The organism is Usitatibacter rugosus, from assembly GCF_013003965.1.
GTDB classification, from domain to species: Bacteria; Pseudomonadota; Gammaproteobacteria; order Burkholderiales; family Usitatibacteraceae; genus Usitatibacter; species Usitatibacter rugosus.
On sequence record NZ_CP053069.1, the window covers coordinates 4,501,639 to 4,520,703 of the forward strand.

Below are 19,065 nucleotides of genomic sequence, written 5' to 3' on the forward strand. Positions count from 1 at the left end.
GGCTGGGCCCCCGCCTGCGCGGGGGTGACGATTCAGTCGCCCAGCGGGCTGGGGTATCCCACGAGCGTGATGAAGCAGATCGCCAGGCCGATGGCCACCACCAGCAGCGGCCCCGTGTAATAGAACACGTCGAAGAGATAGCGCCAGCGCGCGTTGGTGGGTTGTCCCCGCGCTTTCCACGATTGCTCGAACTCCGATTGCGTGCCGCGGAAGAAGAACGCGCGCATGCGGCCGGTGTTGATCCACGAGTAGGGAAAGAAGATCGCGAGGAACGACCCCACGATCGGCCGCACATAGGCCAGCGCGTAGAGGGCGCACAAGCCGAGGAAGATGCCGATCACCACGTGGCTCTCCGGCGACTGGCGGCCCCACCAGGCCGCCATCTGCAGCGGCAGCTCGGGAGGATTGTGGAGGTAGTACTCGAAGCTGCGGCGGAAGTCGCGAAGCATCGTCTATCCCACGGTTGCGGCCGCGTGCAGGCGCGCGATGTCGGCGGCGGAGTAGCCGAGGGATGCGAGGACCTCGTCGGTGTGCTCGCCCAGGCGCGGGCCGATCCACTTTGTTCCGCCCGGAGTCTCGGAGAGCTTCGGCACGATGCCCGGGAGCACCAGCTCGCGCTCGCCCAGCTTGTGGCGCTCGATCATGCCGCGCGCCTGGAAGTGCAGGTCCTTCGCGATGTCGGCGATCGAATAGATGCGGCCCGACGGAACCTCGGCCTTCGCGAGCACGGCGAGCGCCTCGTCGAGCGTGACGCTCGCGCACCAGTCGCCGATCACTTTGTCGAGGCGTTCCGTATGCCGCGTGCGGCCCGCGTTGTCGGCGAGCTCGGGATCGTCGGCGAGCGCGGGCAGGCCAATGCCGCGCATCATCCGCTTGAAGATGGAATCCGCGTTGGCGCCGATGACGACGTACTGCCCGTCCTTGCAGCGATAGGTGTTCGACGGGACGATGCCCGGCAGCGCGGAGCCCGTGCGCTCGCGCACCGATCCGTCGTAGCCGTACTCCGGCAGCATCGACTCCATCATCGCGAACACCGCTTCGTAGAGGGCGACGTCGACGACCTGGCCCTTGCCGGTCTTCGTGCGGTTGTGGATCGCCATCAGCGCGCCGATCACGCCGAACATCGCCGCGAGCGAGTCGCCGATCGAGATGCCGACGCGCACCGGTGCGCGATCCGGGTAGCCCGTGATGTAGCGCATGCCGCCCATCGATTCGCCGATGGCGCCGAAGCCGGGCTGGTCCTTGTACGGTCCCGTCTGGCCGAAGCCCGAGAGGCGCACCATCACCAGCCTGGGGTTCTCCTTCGCGAGCTGCTCGTACCCGAGGTTCCACTTCTCGAGCGTGCCGGGGCGGAAGTTCTCGACCACGATGTCGGCCTGTGCCACGAGGCGGCGCACGACCTCCTGGCCCTCGGGGGCCTTCAGGTTTACCGCGACGGATTTCTTGTTGCGCGCCTGCGCATACCACCAGAGCGAGTTGCCTTCGTGGAGCTTCCTCCACTTGCGCAGCGGATCACCCTCGCCGGGCGTCTCCACTTTCACGACATCCGCGCCGAACTCCGCCATCAAGCGCGCGCAATACGGCCCGGCGATCAGCGTGCCGAGCTCGACGACTTTCAAATCCGCCAACGGTCCCATGGCGCGATTGTCGCCCGCGCCGGGGCGGCTCGGCTAGCGGCCGACTTCGGCGAGCACCTGGCGGACGTCGAGCGTGCGCGCCTTTTCCTGGATCGCGGGGAGGTAGCGCGACTGCAGGCCCTTCGCCTCGCCGAGGATCGATTCGTACGTCTCGCGCAGCGTCTGCGTCGACAACTTCCGGCCGCCGGCGTAGTAGCGCTTGGCGAGGTGGCCCAGCGCGTACGTCGAGGCGAACGACATGCCGGAGCTCACGGCTTGCTTGGCAATGCCGCCGAGGAAACCACCGAGGAAGCGGCCGACCAGCTTCACGCCCACCTGCTCGACATACTGCGAGCCGAGGCCGATGCCCAGCACGCCGAGCAGCTCCACGACTTGCTGGCGGTCGAGTTCGAAGCCGTGCGCCTTGCCGACGCGATGCACCATCTTCATCTGCAACGGGATGATCGCCATCGAGGCGAGGCTCTCGGGCAGCAGCTCGAGCGCGCCGTTCAGGATCGCGTAGTTGAGGATCATGCCGTCCATCTCGGCGGGTGACTTCGTGGACGCGTAGCCTGCGGCGGCGGCGGCACCTGCACCTGCGCCGGCAGCAACCGCGGCGACGGGGATCGGCGGCGGGATCGGATGGTCGCCGAGCCCAAGCTTCATGCGCAGCTCGTCGAGGAATGCGCGCTCGGCCGGAACTTCCAGGCCGTCGGCAAGCGCCACGCAGGCCGCCATCTCGTAGGCGAAGCGGCGGCTCTCCGGCGTGGTGAGCGCGGCGACGGCCTGGTCCAGCGTGACCTGCTTCAGGAGAACCTCGCGGTGGACCGACGCAGCGTCGAGGCCTTGCCGGTCGAGGGAATCCGCGATGCGCTTCCATTCCGCGCGCTCGGCCTCCGACTTGTCGCCGTCGGCGAACGCGGCCATCAGGGCCAGCGTGAGGAGGGCTCGGTTCTCGGCAGGGCTCATGCGTGCTTTCCTCGCTTGGGGGAATGAAAGGGCGGACATGATAGGCACGTCGCGGAGTTCACGGAGCGTGAATCTTCACGCCCCGCGGATGAGACAATAGGCGCCTCACCGTCCATGCCTTCCGACCCCATGAAAACCTTCCTCGCGCGGCTCTGCGCCGCGAGCGCCCTCTTCGTCTCCGCCCATGCGCTGGCCGACCTGCCGCCGCTCATCGCGCGCGACATCCTGTTCGGCAACCCCGAGCGTGCCACTCCGACGCTCTCGCCCGATGCCCAGCGCATGGCGTGGATCGCCCCGGACAAGAAGAACGTCCTCCAGGTGTGGGTGCAGACGATCGGCAAGGAAGACACCAAGCAGGTCACGAACGACAAGAAGCGCGGCGTACGCCAGTACGCCTGGGCCCAGGACGGCCGCACGCTCCTGTACCTGCAGGACAACGACGGCGACGAGAACTTCCACGTCTTCGGCGTGGACCTCGTGGGCGGCAACGTGCGCGACTTCACGCCGGTCGAAGGAACGCGCGCGGGCCTGGTCGCGGTCGAAGCCTCCGTTCCGGGCGAGATCCTCGTCTCGCTGAACGCCCGCGACCGCAAGTTCTTCGACGTCTATCGCGTGAACCTCGCCACCGGAGCGCTCGCCCTGGATACGCAGAACCCCGGCGACGTGGGTGAATGGCGGGCCGACAGCAAGCTGAACGTCGTGGCCGCAGAAGCGAAGACGCCCGATGGCGGGACGGAGCTTCGCGTGCGCGACAACACGAAGGCGCCGTGGCGCACGCTGCTCAAGGCCGGGGCCGACGACAACCTCGACCTCCTCTTGGTCGGCGCGGACGGCAAAACGCTGGTGGTCGCCTCGTCGATCGGCACCAACACCACGCGCGTGATCGAGCAACCGTTTGCCGCCGGAGCCAAGGGCAAGGTCATCGCCTTCTCCGACGAGGTGGACGCGGGACCGTACCTCATCAGCGCTTACTCGAAGAAGGTGCAGGCGGTCGGCTTCGAGCCCGGCCGGCGCACGTGGAAGGTGATCGATCCTTCGGTGCAAGGCGACTTCGACGGCATCGCGAAGCTCGCCGAGGGCGACTTCCAGGTCTTCAACCGCGATCGCGCCGACAAGAAGTGGCTCGTCGCTTTCGTGTCCGACCGCGGCCCCGTGCGCTACTACCTCTGGGACCGTGCCGAGCGCAAAGGCCAGTACCTCTTCTCGACGCAACCGAAGCTGGAAGGCCTCGCGCTCTCCGAGATGAAGCCGATCGTCGTCACCACGCGCGACGGCTTCAAGATGCACGGCTACCTCACGCTCCCCTCAGGCGTGGAGCCGAAGAATCTCCCGATGGTGATGGTCGTTCACGGCGGCCCGTGGGGACGCGACCGCTGGGGCCTGAACGGCAACGCGCAGTGGCTCGCCAACCGCGGCTATGCGGTGATGATGATGAATTTCCGCGCCTCGACGGGCTACGGCAAGCAGTGGCTGAACGCCGGCGACCGCCAGTGGGGCCTGAAAATGCACGACGACCTGCTCGATGCCACCGAATGGGCAGTCAAGCAGGGCTACGTCGATCCGAAGAAGGTCGCGATCATGGGCGGCTCCTACGGCGGCTACGCGGTGCTCGCGGGCCTCACCGTGACGCCCGATTACTTCGCCTGCGGCGTGGACATCGTCGGCCCGTCCAACCTGCGCACGCTGCTGAAGGCGATCCCGCCGTACTGGACCACGATCCGCGCCACGTTCAACAAGCGCATGGGCAACATCGACGATCCGAAAGACGAGGCGCTGCTGCGCGAGGCGTCGCCGCTCTTCAAGGCCGATCGCATCAAGAAGCCGCTGCTGATCGGCCAGGGCGCCAACGACCCGCGCGTGAACAAGGCGGAGAGCGAGCAGATCGTCGAGGCCATCGAGAAGAACAAGGGCTCGGTGACCTACGTGGTCTACAGCGACGAGGGCCACGGGTTCGCGCGCCCGGAGAACCGCATCGACTTCAACGCGCGCTCCGAGGCTTTCCTCGCGCAGTGCCTGGGCGGTCGCAGCGAGCCGATGCAGGGCGACAAGATGCCGGGCTCGACCGCGGTCGTGAAGGTCGTCGGGGCGAAGTGATCCGGTGCCGCTCCTCCAGCTCACGAGCGTCTCGCTCGCCTACGGACATGTTCCCCTCCTCGACCACGCGGACCTGGTGCTCGAGGCGGGCGAACGCGTCGGCCTCATCGGCCGCAACGGCACCGGCAAGTCCAGCCTGCTGAAGCTGGTCGCGGGCGCCGCCGCGCCCGACGACGGCAAGGTGTGGCTCTCGCCCGGCGCCAAGATCGCGAGCGTCGAGCAGGAACCCACGTTCACGCCGGGCCAGAGTGTGGTGGAGGCCGTCGCTTCGAGCCTCGTGCCCGGAACCCTCGACGGCGAAGACGGCTGGAAATTCCAGACCGCCATCGACATGACGCTCGGGCGGCTGTCGCTCGACGGCGAGGCGATGGTCGAATCGCTTTCGGGCGGCATGAAGAAGCGCGTGGCGCTGGCCCGCGCCCTGGTGCACGAACCGGACCTGCTGATCCTCGACGAGCCCACCAACCACCTCGACGTCGATTCCATTGAATGGCTGGAGCAGACGCTGGTCGCGTTCCGCGGCGCCGTGCTCTTCGTCACGCACGACCGGCGCTTCCTCGACGACGTGGCTCAACGCATCGTCGAGCTCGACCGCGGCCGGCTGCTGGGATATCCCGGCAACTACAGCGCCTACGAGACGCGCAAGGCCGAGCAGCTCGCGATCGAGGCGGTGGAGAACCGCAAGTTCGACAAGCTGCTCGCGCAAGAAGAACAGTGGATCCGCAAGGGCGTCGAGGCGCGCCGCACACGCAATGAAGGCCGCGTGCGCCGCCTGGAAGCGCTGCGCCTCGAGCGCGCCGCGCGCCGCGACCGCCTCGGCAAGGTGGGGCTCGCGGTGGCGGAGGGCGAGCGATCCGGAAAGCTCGTGGCCGAGCTGGAGCACGTGAACAAGAGTTTCGGCGAGAAGCGCGTGGTCGTGGATTTCTCCGACCGCGTGATGCGCGGCGACAAGATCGGATTCATCGGTCCCAACGGCACCGGCAAGTCCACGCTGCTGAAGCTGATCCTGGGCGAGCTCGAGCCGGACTCGGGCACCGTGCGCCGAGGCACGAAAGTGGCGGTCGCCTACTTCGACCAGTTCCGCGCCGCGCTCGACGAGGAGGCCACGCTCGCCGACACCATCTCGCCCGGCAGCGACTTCGTGGAGGTCGACGGCGGACGCAGGCACGTGATCAGCTACCTCGGCGACTTCCTCTTCCCGCCCGAGCGCGCGCGCTCGCCGGTGAAGTCGCTCTCCGGCGGTGAACGCAATCGCCTGCTGCTGGCACGCCTCTTTTCCCGCACCGCGAACGTCTTGGTGCTGGACGAGCCCACGAACGACCTCGACATCGACACGCTGGAGCTCCTCGAGTCGCTGCTGCAGGACTACTCGGGAACGATCCTGCTCGTGAGCCATGACCGAGCGTTCCTCGACAACGTCGTCACGCAGACGATCGCGTTCGAAGGCGACGGACATTGGCTGGAATACGCCGGCGGCTATTCCGATTGGCAGCGGGTGAAGGCCGGCATGGTGCGCGACGCGGCGGCGAAGGCGCGCGACGAGTCGAAGCCTGCCGTGGCCGAGGCGCCCGCAAAGAAGCGTCCGAAGATGGGGTTCAAGGAAACGCGCGAGCTGGAGGCGCTCCCCGCGAAGATGGAGGCGCTCGAGGCCGAGCAGAAGGCGATCGTGGCGAAGCTCGCCGATCCCGCCACCTACGCCGACCGCACGATCGACGTGAAGGCGCTCAACCAGCGCAACGAGGCGATCGACGCCGAGCTTACGACGCTGCTTGCGCGATGGGAGCTGCTGGAGTCGCGGAAGTAGCGGGCGCGACGACCGCGCCGATCCCGGCGAGGTAGGCGTGGATCTGCGCGACCGCATTGGCGCCCTCGCCGATGCTGGCGCCCACGCGCTTCGTGGAGCCCGCGCGCACGTCGCCCACGGCGAAGACACCTTCCACGTTGGTCTGCAGCGAGCCCGGCTGCGTGCACACGAAGCCCTTCGCATCGAGCTCGACGGGACAGGATCGCAACCATCCGGTCGCCGGATCCGCGCCCACGAACAGGAAGACGTTGCGAACCTCGCAGCGATCGCTCTCGCCCGTGTCGCGGCAGCGCCAGGTCACGTACTCGAGGCCTTCGGCCCCGCCCTCCAGCTTCGTGATCTCCGTTCGCGTGAGCAGCTCGATGTTCGGCGTGCTCCGGATTCGGTCGATGAGGTACTTCGACATCGTGGCTTCGAGGCCGGACGCGCGCACCATCATCCAGACCTTCGCCGCGTGCGCCGCCAGGAATACGGCGGCCTGGCCCGCGGAGTTGCCGCCGCCCACCAGCACGACTTCGCGGCCGTGGCACAGCTTGGCCTCGATGGGAGAGGCCCAGAACGAAACGCCGCGGCCCTCGAATTCGTGGAGGTTGTCGAGCGCGAGACGCTTGTAGGAAGCGCCGGTGGCGATGACGACCGTGCGCGCGCGCAGCTTCCGTCCGTCGGCGAGGTCGAGGCGAATCGGCTCGTGGGACGAGGTCCGTTCGCAGTCGAGCTTCGTCACGCGCATCGGGATCATCGTCTGCGCGCCGAACTTCACGGCCTGGTTGAAGCCGCGGGCGCAGAGCGCCATGCCTTCGATGCCCGTGGGAAATCCGAAGTAGTTCTCGATCCGCATGCTGGCGCCCGCCTGGCCGCCGAACGCGTTGGCATCGATGACCAGCACCGAGAGGCCTTCCGAGGCGGCGTACACCGCCGTGGAGAGACCTGCCGGGCCCGACCCGACCACCACCACGTCGAAGATGCCGTCCTCGCCGCCGGTCACGAGCATGCCGAGGCATTTGCCCAGCTCGTCGTTGGCCGGGTTGTAGAGGATGGTGCCGTCGGGACACAGGACGATCGGCAGCTCGCGCTCGACACGCTCGGCGTGGATGCTCACCAGGCAGGCCTCGGCCTCGTGATCGGTCGTGGGGTCGAGCACCTCGTACGGATACCCCGCACGCCGCAGGAAGTTGGTAAGGCGAACCACGTCGGGCGAGCTCTCGGATCCGAGGATCGTCGGCCCACCGGCACCGCGCTTGATGAGCCCCACGCGGCGGACGATGAGCGCACGCATGATGGTCTCACCCACCAGCGCTTCGTCGACGAGCAGGGCCCGGAGCCGATCCGGTGCGATGAGAATCGTCTCGGTGTCCCCCGTGGCCGTGCCATCGACAAACCCCGGCCGGCCCGCGAGCTGGCCCACCTCGCCCGTGAAGTGGCCGCGCTGCGTGTACGTCGTGATGTCGATCGGGCGGTGGTGCCCGTCGCGCGTGGAAATCTTTACCCCACCCGACAGCAGGACGAACATGCCGGGCGTGGGCTTGCCGATCTCGAACAGCGGCTCGCCCGACTTGAAGCGGCGGACCGCACCATAGCGGCGCATCCGTTCGATCGCCGCTTCCGGCAGCACCGGAAAGGCATCGTCCTGGCGAGTGCGGAGGAAAGCGTCAGCGGCTTCGGATCGGGTTGCGTCGGCCATGGCAATAGCGGGGAAGGACTCCACTCAAGTTAATCACGGAATTAACTCAAATGGAGTCTGACCCCATTTATTACCAGACCCGGCAGCGTTTCTCCGGGGCCATGGGTTGGCCCGCCTTGCAGGAGAACGCCTCCTGGAATTGCTGCATGTTCACGACGAGGCCGTTTACGCGGTACTTGCCCGGCGAGTGCGGATCGGTGATGGCTTTCACGCGCGCGTTCTCGGGACGCTCGTTCTCGCACGCCCACTGCGCATAGCCGACGAAGAAGCGCTGCTCGGGCGTCATGCCCTCGATGGGCGTGAGCCGCTGGTTCGCCGTCTGCTCCTTCCAGGCCATCCACGCGAGGATGAGGCCACCTAGGTCCGCGATGTCCTCGCCGGAGGTGAGCGCGCCGTTGATCTTGATGTCGTCGACGATCGTGTACGTGGAGTACTGGTCGCGGATGCACTGCGCGCGGTCCTCGAACGCCTTCTCGTCGGCCTGGCCCCACCAGTCTTTCAGGTTGCCCTTGGCGTCGAACTTGCGGCCCTCGTCGTCGAAGCCGTGCGTGAGCTCGTGGCCGATGGTGCCGCCCGTGTTGCCGTAGCCGGGCGCGTCGTCCATCTTCGGGTCGAAGAGCGGCGGCTGCAGTACGCCCGCGGGGAAGTTGATGTCGTTCATCTGCGGATCGAAGTACGCGTTGACCGTGGGCGGCGTCATCGCCCATTCCTTGCGGTCGAGCGGCTTGCCGATCTTCGCGAGCTGGCGCTTCGTCTCGAAGAGCGTGGCGCGCTCGACGTTGCCGAAGTAGTCGGCGCGCTTCACCTGCACGAGGCCGTAGTCGCGCCACGTGTCGGGGTAGCCGATCTTGTTCACGATGGTGTGCAGCTTCTCCTTGGCGCGGACCTTCGTGGGGGCGCTCATCCAGTCGAGGCCGTCGATGTCCTTGTCCATCGCGGTCTCGATCTGCTTGGTCATGCGAAGCGTCTTCTCCTTCAGGTCCGGGCTGAACGCGCGGTTCACGAACTCGCGGCCCAGCGCTTCTCCCAGCTGGCCGTCGACCTGCGTCACGCAGCGCTTCCAGCGCGGGCGCAGCTTCTCCACCCCGCGCAGGGTCTTCGAATAGAACTCGAAGTTCGCGTCGACGAACTTCGACGAGAGCAGCGGCGCCGCGGCGCTCACGGTGTGCCAGCGCAGGTACGTCTTGATCGAGGCGAGCGTGTTGGAATTCCACTGCCGCTCGAGCTCCTCGTAGAACTTGGGCTGCGTCACGTTGACGGCACCCACCTTGGGCAGCCCCGTGGTGCGCATGTAGACCGTCCAGTCGAAGCCGGGCGTGAGGGCCTGGAGGCCCGCGAGGTCCATCTTGTGGAAGATCTTGTACGGGTCGCGGCGCTCGACGCGCGTGAGCGACGCGCCGGCGAGCGCGGTCTCGATCTTCATCACCGTGTCGGCGTTGCGCTTCGCATCGGCCGGCTTGTCGCCGATCATCTCCAGCATCTTCGCGACGTGCGCGACGTACTTCTCGCGGATGCCCTTCGACTTCTCGTCGTCCTTGAGGTAGTAGTCGCGGTCCGGAAGGCCCAGGCCGCCCGAGCTCGCGAACGCGATGACCTGCTCGGAATCGGCGAAGTCCTGGTTCGACCCGAAGGAGAAGTAGAAGCCGCCCTCACCGGTCAGCAGATGCAGCTTCGCGAGCACCCGCGGGAGGTCCTTCTTGGTGGACATGTCGCGGATGAGGTTGAGGTAGGTCTGCACCGGCGTGTTGCCGAGCTTCTCGATGCGCGCCTCGTCCATGCACGACGCGAAGAAGTCGCCGATCTTCTGCTGGTTGGCGTCGCGGCCGTCCGTCTTCTTCGCGAGCTCGTCGAGGATGCCCCAGAGATAGCGCTGGTTGTCCTGGGTGAGCTTGCCGTACACGCTCCACTTCGCCTGGTCGGCGGGAATCGGGTTGTTCTTCACCCAGCCGCCGCAGGTGAACTGGTAGAAGTCCACGCAGGGATCCGCGGTGCGATCCATGGCGTTGACGTCGAGGCCGGGCGTGTAGGGGAAGGTGGTGACCGGTGCGTCCTGCTGGGCGGAGGCACCGGCGGCGGCGAGGAGCAGGGGGAGGAGGAGCTTGCGCATGATCCGTGACCCGGGAAGTGAGACGCGCAGTGTAGAGTCGAATCGCCTTGTCCTCCAGTCACAAAATGTCGCCACGCGAGGCCGCCTTCGACCTCGCCGTCGTGATCGCCACGATCTGCGTGGCGTGGGGCGCCACGCGCCTGCTGATCTATCCCGCCCTCTCGATCCCGCAGAACGCTCCGGCGATCCTGCGCCCCATCAGCGGGTTCTTCGCTGCCTGGGCCCTGCTGCACTGGCGCGGCCTGGGCTGGCGCTCCGTCGGCCTGCGCACTCCGGTGCCGTGGTGGATCGTGATCGCGGGCGCGGCTGTCCTCTACCTTGCGAACATGGGCCTCGGCACCCACGTCGCGCCGACGCTCGCGCAATGGATCTCGCCCGTGCAGCAGGCGTCCTTCATGGGCTATATCCGAGGCAATCCCTCCGGCTTCGCGTTGTGGCTCACGATCGGCATTGTCGTCGGGGGCTTCATGGAGGAATGCCTCTTCCGCGGCTTCCTGCTGAACCGCGTAGCCGAGCTGCTCGGCGGCTCCGGCTTCGCGCTCGCCGTGGGGATCGTCGCGCAGGCCGTGCTCTTCGGCTTGCTGCACCTCTACGGTGGCGTGTTCGCGTGCGTCTTCGCGGGCCTCGCGGCGCTGGCGAGCGGCGTGGTGTACCTGCTGGTGAAGCGCAACCTCTGGCCGCTCATCCTCGCGCACGCGGCGTGGAACACGGTCGCGCTCTACAGCTTGTACTCGAGCTAGCGGCCGCTCGCAGCGCGGCTAGGGCTTCCGTCGCGGGTCGAGTTCGCGAAAGCCCGTCGCGGGATCGTGCGGGCGATCGAACGTCCAACCGTCGGCACGGCCGATGACGATCTCCGCCGTCGTGCGCACGATGCATCCGGCGGCGACGTGGCCGCCCAGCACCTGGCCCTTCGAATCCGAGACCGACATGTGCAGGTGCACGCCGCCCGTGCCGAGCGTTCCCGCGAGCGTGAGGATCTCGTAGTCGCCGCGAAGCACGGTGGCCTCGGGGTTTCCGGCGAAGCGAAGCACGGCGGGATCGAGGCTGCCGATGCCGGTGAGCACGAAGGCCGCCTCGAGATGGCGCTCCGCCGCGACGCGAACAAGTTCCGCGCGCAGATCCGCCCCCGGCGAAAGTCGAACCACTTCGACGGGCGCGCTCACGGCTTCAGCATCTCGCGCACGTGCACCAGGCGCTGCGCCATCGTGAACACGATCACGGCGATGAACACCCACGTCCAGAGCACGAGGCGCTCGCTGTCGAGGATCATGAGCGACAGGCAGATGAACGCCTCGGTGCGCTCGCCCAAGCCCGGCGCGTAGTGGAACGACTTCACGGACCTGTTGGCGACCGCGGCGCCGATCGACAGGAAGAGCGACATCGCGATGGCGATGATCCCCGCGAGGATCACCAGCTCGAAGCGCGCCTCCGGGAAGCGCCACGCGAGCGCGGTGACCATCGAGAGCTCCACCACGCGGTCGAACGTGATGTCGAGGATCGCGCCGATGGGCGACGTGGTGCCGGTGAGCCGCGCGAGCGTACCGTCGGCCGCGTCGATCAACCCTGAGAGCCACAGCACGAGGAAGCCCGCCAGGGGATGACCGAGGCAGACGAGAACGGCCGCGGCCACGCCGACCAGCATGCCGCCGACCGTCATCGCGTTGGCGCTCACGCCCATGCGCTGCGCCCCGCGTGCGACGGCGTCGAGCAGCGGCTGGACGTACTTACGCGCGTTGGAGTCGAGCATGGGCATTGCGGATCGCGCCCCGGAGCAGGAAGGCGACGATCGTGAAGTTGAGGACGTTCCACGCGATCCCGTTCAGGAACGCGGCGTGGTACGAGCCCGTGAGGTCGAACACCTTGCCCGACATCCAGCCACCCAGCGCCATGCCGAACAGCGTGGACATGATCGCGGCGCCCACGCGCCAGCCCGCTTCGTTCGCCGGGAAATGCTCGCGCACGATGATCGCGTACGACGGCACGAGGCCGCCCTGGAAGAGGCCGAAGAGCGCGGAGATCACGTAGAGCGGCACGAGGCCGTCGAATGGAAGGAACAGCAGCAGCGCCACGCCCTGCAGCGCCGAGCCCAGCAGCAGCGTCTTCAGCCCGCCGATGTGGTCGCAGATCCAGCCGGAGACGAGGCGGCTCACGATGCCGAAGCCCAGCATCAGCGAGAGCATCTCGGCGCCGCGCGCCGCTCCGTACCCGAGGTCGCCGCAGTACGCGACGATGTGGACCTGCGGCATCGACATCGCGACACAGCACGAGACGCCCGCCAGCATGAGCAGCACTTGCGCGGAGCCGGGTGCGAGCCCGAAGGGACGCACGGCGGCAGCCGCTTCGTAGCGGGCACCCGGGGCCACGGTGGCCACGACCAGCACGGGTGGACGCCGGCGCATGAAGAGCGCAAGCGACACGAGCGACACGGAGCACACGATGGCCATGCCGATGTACGTCTGGCGCCAGCCCGCGACCTCGACGAAATGCTGGATCACCGGAGGCCAGATCGCGCCGCCGAGATAATTTCCCGAGGCGCAGATCGCGACCGCGATGCCGCGCCGTTTCTCGAACCACAGCGACGTATCGGCCATCAGCGGCGCGAAGGTGCACGAGCTTCCGAGCATGCCGATCAGCAGTCCGTGCACGGCATTGAAGACCGCCATGCTCGGTGCGTGGGCCGCGGCCCAGAAGCCGGCCCCGAGCATGAGCCCGCCCGAGACGAGGCACAGCCACACGCCGAAGCGATCCGCGAGCCGGCCGTAGAGGAACCCGCCGATGCCGAATCCGACCATCAGCATGGAGTAGGGCAGCGACGCATCGGCGCGCGCGACGCCGAATTCCGCCTGGACGGCCGGCAGCACCACGGGAACGACGTACATGCCGCTGGCCCCCACGGTCATGATCGCGAGGGTGACCATCAGGCGGCGCCAGGCGTAGGGGGAATCGGGAACGGCTTCGGGGGCGGACGGCGACATTTCGTGATCGAAAGCGGGCGGCTGATCCGTGATAATGCCGTGTTCGTCGCCCGGAGGCCCGGCTACCCGCCGCAAGCCCCACGATGCGGGCGCTGATCTACCCACGAGGAGCCTTGCACCCATGCGTCTCAGTATCCTTGCCGCCGCCATCCCGGTGGCCCTTGCCGCGGCGTCCCTTCCCGCGCTTGCCGAACTCCCCACCGCCCCGATGAATCCCACGATCCAGGACAAGAAAGTCATCACGAGCTCGGACCAGCTTCCGCGCCGGCAGTACCAGATCCCGAAAGCGCCCAGCGAGCTGATCGACGCGCCGAAGGCCGAGCTGGAGCCCGTGGTGAACGCGCTCGACAAGGACCTCAAGACCGACCTCGAGACGCTCGACATCCAGGACCGCGCCGCGCGCACCGGCATGATGAATGCACGCGCGCAGATCGCGATCTTCCGTGGCGACTACGTGGGCGCCCAGGCGATCCTCCGCGACATCCGCTCGCAGCAGGAGAAGGCCGCGGACAAGATCACCAGCGGCGTCTCGATGGAGAACATCCTCACGACGCGCATCAAGGGCGGCGATCTCGCCACCGTGCAGCGCCCGTTCCTGAAGGACGCCCTCGCGCACGCGTACGGCGGCATGCCGTTCGCCGTCGTGGGCGACAACCTCAAGGGCGCGAAAGGCAGCCTCGAGGTGCTCACGAAGAACGTCGTGGTCGGCGGCTTCCGCACCAGCCTCGACCCGGCGGCGAAGAACCTCAACAACAACGTGCCGGCGAACATGGTCGTGGCGATCGTGAACGCGCGCAACACCTTCGACCACGTGGCACCCTTCCGAGACGACATCGTCGCCGTGCTGCAGGACGTGATCGACCGCAACAAGGTCGCGAAGGTGGATGTCTGGACGCAGCGCCTCGTCACGCTGCCCCCCACGGGCGGCAAGCCGGTCGTAGTCGGCATCTGGGACAGCGGCACCGACGTGAAGCTCTTCCACGCGGCGAAGCTCCCCGGCATCGCGTTCGACCAGGACATGAACCAGACCACGGCCCTCGTTCGCCCCATGGGTGCCGCCGAGCCGCGCCTGCCGGAGCTGAAGCAGTACGTGAAGGGCTCGATGGACCTGCGGGCCGCGATCGATTCCGAGGATGCACGCGCGATCAAGAAGAAGATCACGACGCTGAAGCCTGATGAAGTGAAGCAGTTCAGCGAGGACCTTGGCGCCGTCGGCATGTGGGTGCACGGCACGCACGTGGCCGGCATCGCGGTGGACGGTAACCCGTATGCCGAAGTGACGGCGGTGGCGATGCACTGGTCGAATGCCGCGGAGCCGCAGCTCGTGTCGATGGAAACCGCGAAGAAGACCGCTGCCGCCTACAAGGCCGCCGTCGAACACTTCAAGAAGACCGGCACGCGCGTCGTGAACATGAGCTGGCGCTACGGCCCCGGGGCGTACGAAGGCTCGCTCGCATACCACAACGTCGGCAAGACACCGGAAGAGCGCAAGCAAATGGCGCTGCAGATCTTCAACTACGAGAAGGACGCGCTCGAAGCCGCGTTCAAGAGCGCGCCGGGGATCCTCTTCGTCGCCGGCTCGGGCAACGAGGACAACAGCGCGGACTTCTCGACGTACATCCCCGCGGGCCTGCAGCTGCCGAATCTCATCACCGCGGGCGCCGTGGACCAGTCCGGCACCGAGACCAACTTCTCCACCTTCGGAAAGACGGTCGTCGTGCACGCCAACGGCTTCGAGGTCGTGAGCTTCATGCCGGGTGGCGAGAAGACCAAGCTGTCGGGGACGTCGATGGCCTCGCCGCAAGTGGCGAACCTCGCGGCGAAACTGTTCGCGATGAAGCCCGAGCTCACGCCCGAGCAGGTGAAGGCGCTGATCCTCCAGGGCGCCGACAAGAACGGCCGCGTGAACCTCATCAACCCGGTGAAGACGATGCAGCTCGCGGGCATGAAGAGCTGAGCGCGGATTTACCTGTAGGACTCGCAGGACGAGCCCCGCTTCGGCGGGGCTTTTTCATTCAGAAACAATTTCCTGCGCGCAGGCGGCCTAGAATTCCTGCATGACTCAGGCACGGAGATTCGCCATGGTTCGCAAGGTTCTCTACGTTTCGCTCACCGCACTCGGATTGGGCTCGATGTCACTCGCCGCGCAGGCCGCGCCGGGTGATCCGGCCGCGGGCATGCTCTTCGGTGCCGCTGCCGGTGCGATCGTCGGAGGTCCCCCGGGTGCCGCCGTCGGTGCCGTGCTCGGCACGGCCTTCGGCGTTGCTGTCGACAGCGCGGATCGCCGCTACGGGTACTACGGCGCTCCCGGCTACTACGCCCCGCCGCAGGCCTACTACGCGCCGCCGCGCGCGTACTATCCGCCGCCCGCACCCGCCGCAACGTACTACGCGCCGCAGCCCACGTACTACGCACCCCCAGCGCAGTACTACGCGCCCCAGGCGTCCTACTACGCACCACCGCAGGCCTACTACCCGCAGCAGCCCGCGTACTACGCACCGCCCGCGCCGTACTACGGGTATGGCGCGCCGCTCGTGGCCGCGGCGGCGACCACGGTCGCGCTCGCCGCTACTTATCCGTATCGGGGGTATCGCTACGGGTACGGGTACCGGGGCCGCTACTACCGGTAAGTCCCCGCGCCGGGGCGGTTCAGGGAGTGATCGCGACGAGCACGCTGCAGGGCGAGTGCTCGACGAGCGACTTCGACACCGAGCCGCCCCACCAGCGCTTCGCCCAGCTCTGCTGGTGCTTGTGCCCGACCACGATCAGGTCGGCGCCGATCTTCTTCGCGTAGGTCGCGATCGCATCCACGGGATGGCCGACGAGGAGCTCGCCCTTGGTGGCGCCCGTGAGACGCTGCAGGCCCTCGGCGAGGACCCCCTCGAATTTCTTCTTCTCGAGGTCCGCGAGCTGCGGATCGTAGAAGGCGCCCTCGCCGCCGATGAACACGGAGTCCTGTGGCATCACGGCCACCAGGAAGAGCTCGGCGCCCTGGTTCATCTGGACCACTTCCTGGCTGTCGAGCAGGGCCTTCTGGCCGGCTTCGGAGCCGTCATAGGCCAAGAGGATGCGCTTGTACATGGGTAGCCCTCCTTCTTGTGCGGCTAGTCTGCCACCGGTTGGACCGCTTCACACCCTCGGGGTGCCGGCCGCGACGCACAGGTCGATGCCCTCCAGGGCCTGCTCCAGGCGCCGCGGCCCGCCCACGAAGCGGGGGCTGCGGTCCTTGAAGAACGCGGCCACCTGCGACCGGTCCTGCGGGGTGCACATACGGTCGAGGTGGCGGACGAGCTGGCCGGGCGTTTCCGGCGGGAGCTTCGCGGCGAGCGCGTCGAAGTTGTCGCGCAGGTAGGCGAAGGCGGCGCGGCGGTTGCCGTCGTCCTCGGTTGCGTCTTCGAGGAACAACAGTGCCTCGCGGCCGTTCATCACCTCCTGGCCGGAGCGCTTGTCGAGCGCGAGCCCGAGCGCCTTCGGGCGCAGGGCCGGGTCGCGCACCTTGGCGAGCGCGGAGACGATCTGGCGGCGGTCGCGAAGATTCTGCGTGGTGGCCGCCTCGGCTTCGAAGGCCGCGTAGGTCCCGGCATCCGCGAAGCGCGCGGCCGTATCGAGGATGGGCGTGACCATCATCGCGTCAGCGCCGCTGCGATCGCGCAGCCATTGCCGCGCGAGGTCGCGCGCCTGTGCGCGGAGCGCCTCGTCCCCGGCATAGTCCGCGGCATACGGAAGCAGCACGAAGCGAAGCTCGCGCACCTCGTCGCTCTCGCCGGGCTTCTCGGTCCAGCCCATCTGGCGCGCGAGCGGCAGGACCACGTCGCGGTCGATCGCGGCGCGCGCGGCTTTCGCGCTTCCCGTCACGTGCTCGGGGTTCGTATTCTTCAGCGCTTCGACGGCGGCGCGGCGCACGCCCGGCGACTTGTGTGCGAGCGCTGCCTTGTAGACGGGAAGCACGCGATCGAGACCGATCACGCCGCTCCTCTGCATCAGCGAGGCATCGTTCACGTAGGGCACGGCCAGCGTGTCGGGCCAAGCGGCAAGCGCCGGGAGGTTTCGCTTCGCGAGCGCCGCGTCGGGACGCATCACGAAGTAGCCCGAATCCCATGCCACCCAGCGGGGGCACGCTTGCGCGGCGGGAAGCGCGATCGTGGCCTTGCCGTTCGCGACCTCCGCGCATTGCTTCTTCACCGATCCGCCCGCCTCGTACGCGAAGCAAGCCGGCGTGGTCCACGATGCATTCGAGGCGCGTGCGCCCTGGGGCTGGAACGCCGATTGCACGACGTCGAGGACCGCGGCGCCTTTTGCGTCGCAGCGCAGCACCGCGTCCATCATCGGCGCTCCGGGCTGGTTCACGAAGGTGGAGAACGCCGCGAGCGCCGCATCGCGCTTGTCGGCCGCGTCGCCGACCGCGCGGAAGAAGTCCTGCGAGGTGGCCGAGCCGTAGGCGCGTGCGGCCATGTACTCTCGCACGCCGTGGCGGAAGCGCTCGGGTGTCAGCCACCCCTCGAACATCGAGAGCACCTGCGCACCCTTGTCGTACGTGAGGCGGTTGAACGACGCGTCGATGTCGCCCTTCTCCAGCACCGGGTTGTGCAGCGGGCGCGCGGTGGCCAGGCGATCGGCGAACAGCGAGCGGTTGCGGGTGACGTTGCGCGGGTAAGCGCTGCCCCACTCGGGGTTGAACGCGGTGACGGTCTTGTCGCCCATCCACGAGGCGAAGGATTCGTTCAGCCACGTGTCGTCCCACCACGCGAGCGTGACGAGGTTCCCGAACCACATGTGCGCGATCTCGTGCGCTCCGACCGCCGTATAGCGGCGCCGGAACGCGGGAGTCTCCTCGTTGGGCTTCGCGAGGAGCAGCGACTCGACATAGGTGATCATGCCGACGTTCTCCATCGCGCCGAAGTTGACGGCCTGGCCCACGGTCACCGTATCCAGCTTCTCGAACGGATAGGGCATGCCGAAGTAGTCCTCGAGGATCTCCAGGATCCGCGGCGTGGATTCCTTCACCCAGCGCATCTCGGCCCCGCGGCCCTTCGGCGCGAGGTAGCGAAGCGGTGTCTTGTTGCGGCCGGCCGTGCCGCCTTCGACCACGTCGAAGGGACCCACGGAGAGCGCGACGAGATAGGACGGCAGCGGCTTGGTCGCCGCGAACGCGTGGCGCTTCCATCCCGGGCGGCCGGGCGTGTCGGAAACACTCGTCTCGGGCGTATTGCTGACGACGACATTCGCGGCGGGCGCGTCGATCGTGAGTTGCCACGGCGTCTTCCAGCCCGGCTCGTCGAAGCAGGGGAATGCGAAGCGAGCGGAATCGGCCTCGAACTGCGAGACCACGTACCAGTCGCCGGCGCTCTTCTGGCGGAAGAGCCCGCGTGTGGAGAGCGCGTCGACGCTTCCGGTGTAGCGGATCGTCGCTTCCGCCTCGCCGGCCGCGAACGGCTCGCCCTTCGCTTCGAAGCCCACGAACTCGTTGCCGCCGGACGTCGAGGTCACGCCGATGGCGCGCGTGCCCTGGCGGAACTCCGCGGAGACGATCTCGAGCTTGCGGGCATGCATCCACACCATTGGCGTCGCGCGCCCGATGCGCATGCGAATCCGGATCTCGCCCTCGAAGCGTTCGGCATCGGGATCGATCGAGAGGCGCGCTTTGTAATCCAGGGGAATCGCCGCGTCGCCGAGGCGAAAAGCGGGCGGGGATTTGGGATCCACCGGCTGGGCCCCTGCGGCGAAGGAAAGCGCGAGGCCGAGGAGGCCGGCGAAGAGGAATTTTTGCATGGGCGGCAGCTTACGCGAGCTTGCGGTCGCCGGACTACAGGGGGTCGGCA

General features: G+C 67.7%; 15 protein-coding genes. 5 read left to right on the plus strand and 10 right to left on the minus strand.

What is annotated here, in order from left to right; genetic code table 11:
- Positions 1–32: 32 nt before the first annotated feature.
- The 3 genes from DSM104443_RS21400 to DSM104443_RS21410 are packed head-to-tail and all read right to left on the minus strand — an operon-like array spanning position 33 to position 2,585.
- Positions 33–449 (minus strand): hypothetical protein, encoded by a 417-nt coding sequence (locus DSM104443_RS21400; RefSeq protein WP_171095989.1) that lies wholly within the window; start codon positions 447–449, stop codon positions 33–35.
- Between the two features lie 3 nt (positions 450–452).
- Entirely contained in the window at positions 453–1,637 is a 1,185-nt protein-coding gene (locus tag DSM104443_RS21405) for a CaiB/BaiF CoA transferase family protein (RefSeq protein ID WP_171095991.1), read from the minus strand.
- Positions 1,638–1,670: 33 nt separating this feature from the next.
- Positions 1,671–2,585 (minus strand): YcjF family protein, encoded by a 915-nt coding sequence (locus DSM104443_RS21410; protein WP_171095993.1) that lies wholly within the window; start codon positions 2,583–2,585, stop codon positions 1,671–1,673.
- A gap of 129 nt (positions 2,586–2,714) precedes the next feature.
- Between DSM104443_RS21410 and DSM104443_RS21415 the strand changes: the two genes are divergently transcribed.
- A complete protein-coding gene (locus tag DSM104443_RS21415) occupies positions 2,715–4,679 on the plus strand; it encodes a S9 family peptidase (RefSeq protein ID WP_171095995.1) in 1,965 nt (654 codons plus the stop codon).
- Between the two features lie 4 nt (positions 4,680–4,683).
- Positions 4,684–6,483, plus strand: a complete 1,800-nt coding sequence (locus DSM104443_RS21420; RefSeq protein WP_171095997.1) for an ATP-binding cassette domain-containing protein — start codon at positions 4,684–4,686, stop codon at positions 6,481–6,483.
- Here DSM104443_RS21420 and DSM104443_RS21425 read toward each other — a convergent pair.
- Positions 6,437–8,164, minus strand: a complete 1,728-nt coding sequence (locus DSM104443_RS21425; protein WP_171095999.1) for an FAD-dependent oxidoreductase — start codon at positions 8,162–8,164, stop codon at positions 6,437–6,439. The genes DSM104443_RS21420 and DSM104443_RS21425 overlap by 47 nt on opposite strands.
- 70 nt (positions 8,165–8,234) lie before the next feature.
- Positions 8,235–10,271 (minus strand): M13 family metallopeptidase, encoded by a 2,037-nt coding sequence (locus DSM104443_RS21430; protein ID WP_171096001.1) that lies wholly within the window; start codon positions 10,269–10,271, stop codon positions 8,235–8,237.
- Between the two features lie 65 nt (positions 10,272–10,336).
- Between DSM104443_RS21430 and DSM104443_RS21435 the strand changes: the two genes are divergently transcribed.
- Positions 10,337–11,011 (plus strand): CPBP family intramembrane glutamic endopeptidase, encoded by a 675-nt coding sequence (locus tag DSM104443_RS21435; RefSeq protein WP_171096003.1) that lies wholly within the window; start codon positions 10,337–10,339, stop codon positions 11,009–11,011.
- Positions 11,012–11,029: 18 nt separating this feature from the next.
- On the opposite strand, the gene DSM104443_RS21440 is transcribed toward DSM104443_RS21435, so the two are convergent.
- The 3 genes from DSM104443_RS21440 to DSM104443_RS21450 are packed head-to-tail and all read right to left on the minus strand — an operon-like array spanning position 11,030 to position 13,246.
- Complete coding sequence (locus DSM104443_RS21440; RefSeq protein WP_212756841.1) at positions 11,030–11,434, minus strand: PPC domain-containing DNA-binding protein; 405 nt, start codon at positions 11,432–11,434, stop codon at positions 11,030–11,032.
- Positions 11,431–12,024, minus strand: coding sequence for a CDP-alcohol phosphatidyltransferase family protein (locus DSM104443_RS21445; RefSeq protein ID WP_171096005.1), 594 nt, complete (start codon positions 12,022–12,024; stop codon positions 11,431–11,433). Before DSM104443_RS21445 ends, DSM104443_RS21440 begins: the two co-directional genes overlap by 4 nt.
- Positions 11,996–13,246, minus strand: a complete 1,251-nt coding sequence (locus tag DSM104443_RS21450; RefSeq protein WP_212756843.1) for an MFS transporter — start codon at positions 13,244–13,246, stop codon at positions 11,996–11,998. Before DSM104443_RS21450 ends, DSM104443_RS21445 begins: the two co-directional genes overlap by 29 nt.
- A 121-nt stretch (positions 13,247–13,367) precedes the next feature.
- Between DSM104443_RS21450 and DSM104443_RS21455 the strand changes: the two genes are divergently transcribed.
- A complete protein-coding gene (locus DSM104443_RS21455; RefSeq protein WP_171096007.1) occupies positions 13,368–15,203 on the plus strand; it encodes a S8 family serine peptidase in 1,836 nt (611 codons plus the stop codon).
- A 124-nt stretch (positions 15,204–15,327) separates the two neighbouring features.
- Positions 15,328–15,876 (plus strand): hypothetical protein, encoded by a 549-nt coding sequence (locus DSM104443_RS21460; RefSeq protein ID WP_212756845.1) that lies wholly within the window; start codon positions 15,328–15,330, stop codon positions 15,874–15,876.
- 19 nt (positions 15,877–15,895) lie between these two features.
- Here the strand turns inward: DSM104443_RS21460 and DSM104443_RS21465 are convergent, their stop codons facing one another.
- Positions 15,896–16,327 carry a universal stress protein gene (locus DSM104443_RS21465; RefSeq protein ID WP_171096009.1) on the minus strand — a complete coding sequence of 144 codons (432 nt, stop codon included), beginning with the start codon at positions 16,325–16,327 and terminating at the stop codon, positions 15,896–15,898.
- Between the two features lie 48 nt (positions 16,328–16,375).
- On the minus strand, positions 16,376–19,015 hold the full coding sequence (locus tag DSM104443_RS21470; protein ID WP_171096011.1) for a M1 family metallopeptidase: 2,640 nt from the start codon (positions 19,013–19,015) through the stop codon (positions 16,376–16,378).
- Between the last annotated feature and the right edge of the window lie 50 nt (positions 19,016–19,065).

Bases quoted from the DNA above. Each gene is read 5' to 3' on its own strand.
- DSM104443_RS21400 (WP_171095989.1), bottom strand. From the start codon at position 449: ATGCTTCGCGACTTCCGCCGCAGCTTCGAGTACTACCTCCACAATCCT.
- DSM104443_RS21405 (WP_171095991.1), bottom strand. From the start codon at position 1,637: ATGGGACCGTTGGCGGATTTGAAAGTCGTCGAGCTCGGCACGCTGATC.
- DSM104443_RS21410 (WP_171095993.1), bottom strand. From the start codon at position 2,585: ATGAGCCCTGCCGAGAACCGAGCCCTCCTCACGCTGGCCCTGATGGCC.
- DSM104443_RS21415 (WP_171095995.1), top strand. From the start codon at position 2,715: ATGAAAACCTTCCTCGCGCGGCTCTGCGCCGCGAGCGCCCTCTTCGTC.
- DSM104443_RS21425 (WP_171095999.1), bottom strand. From the start codon at position 8,164: ATGGCCGACGCAACCCGATCCGAAGCCGCTGACGCTTTCCTCCGCACT.
- DSM104443_RS21430 (WP_171096001.1), bottom strand. From the start codon at position 10,271: ATGCGCAAGCTCCTCCTCCCCCTGCTCCTCGCCGCCGCCGGTGCCTCC.
- DSM104443_RS21435 (WP_171096003.1), top strand. From the start codon at position 10,337: ATGTCGCCACGCGAGGCCGCCTTCGACCTCGCCGTCGTGATCGCCACG.
- DSM104443_RS21445 (WP_171096005.1), bottom strand. From the start codon at position 12,024: ATGCCCATGCTCGACTCCAACGCGCGTAAGTACGTCCAGCCGCTGCTC.
- DSM104443_RS21450 (WP_212756843.1), bottom strand. From the start codon at position 13,246: ATGTCGCCGTCCGCCCCCGAAGCCGTTCCCGATTCCCCCTACGCCTGG.
- DSM104443_RS21455 (WP_171096007.1), top strand. From the start codon at position 13,368: ATGCGTCTCAGTATCCTTGCCGCCGCCATCCCGGTGGCCCTTGCCGCG.
- DSM104443_RS21460 (WP_212756845.1), top strand. From the start codon at position 15,328: ATGGTTCGCAAGGTTCTCTACGTTTCGCTCACCGCACTCGGATTGGGC.
- DSM104443_RS21465 (WP_171096009.1), bottom strand. From the start codon at position 16,327: ATGTACAAGCGCATCCTCTTGGCCTATGACGGCTCCGAAGCCGGCCAG.
- DSM104443_RS21470 (WP_171096011.1), bottom strand. From the start codon at position 19,015: ATGCAAAAATTCCTCTTCGCCGGCCTCCTCGGCCTCGCGCTTTCCTTC.